Below are 813 nucleotides of genomic sequence, written 5' to 3'. Positions count from 1 at the left end.
TGTGCGTTGCCACAAAAACCTCATTCACAAAAAAGCACAAAAGATAAATTAGAATATAAAACTAAAGCTGAATCTAAAGCGGCAAGATTAGTTAGTATATCTCATGACCATAATAACCAATCCCCATCAGAATCATTTAACTCTAGAACAATCACAGTATTAATAAGTTTTTTAAAACTCGGTAAAGATGATGCGTGGCTAAAGCTAGGCAAGCAATTACTGTTACTGCACAAATCTCAAAATAAGCAAAAATTCTATAGATCTGCATTATGTTGCTTTAAGTCATCAATCAAAGCTCATCCTGATAATCACGTAGCATATTACTTCAGCGGCATCACATTGTGTCTTCTTGGAAGGTACGCGGAGGCGGTGCGGATGTTTGCTTCAAGTCTTCGTAAAAACACAGAAACAAGTACTGCACTAATGTATACGTTATCAGAGATGTTAAGCATTACAGAAGGTATTTGGCTTGCTACAGGAGGAGAAGGTGTAAATGGTATTGGTAATAGTGATGCAGCTGTGCAGCAAGGTTCTTCGTCAAATAACAGAGATACAATTAACAAAGATTCAATATTTAATAAATCTCTAGACAAGTTAGAGATGGCAATCATCAACAAACTTCAAAGATGCAAAATAGAAGGAGCAGTAGGTAATAGTATGACTAAAAAACAAGAGCAGGCAGACGAGACTTGGAGCAAATATTTTGAGCTGGGGATGTATTGGTATGGAAGAGAGCAGGGGAATCATAAGGCACTTATGTATTTTAGAAGATGCTTGCAGCTAAACCCTAAGAATGAACAAGCAAATTATTAT

The 813-nt window shown here is 36.3% G+C and carries 1 pseudogene; it reads left to right on the top strand.

Annotated elements, in window-relative coordinates:
* Window positions 1-813, top strand: a pseudogene (locus KYQ89_RS07690) (tetratricopeptide repeat protein); the annotation flags it as partial.

Source organism: Rickettsia sp. TH2014, from assembly GCF_019249195.1.
Classification (GTDB): domain Bacteria; phylum Pseudomonadota; class Alphaproteobacteria; order Rickettsiales; family Rickettsiaceae; genus Rickettsia; species Rickettsia felis.
The sequence above is the reverse complement of the archived record's forward strand: the minus strand, read 5'-3'. Positions and strand labels throughout refer to the sequence as shown.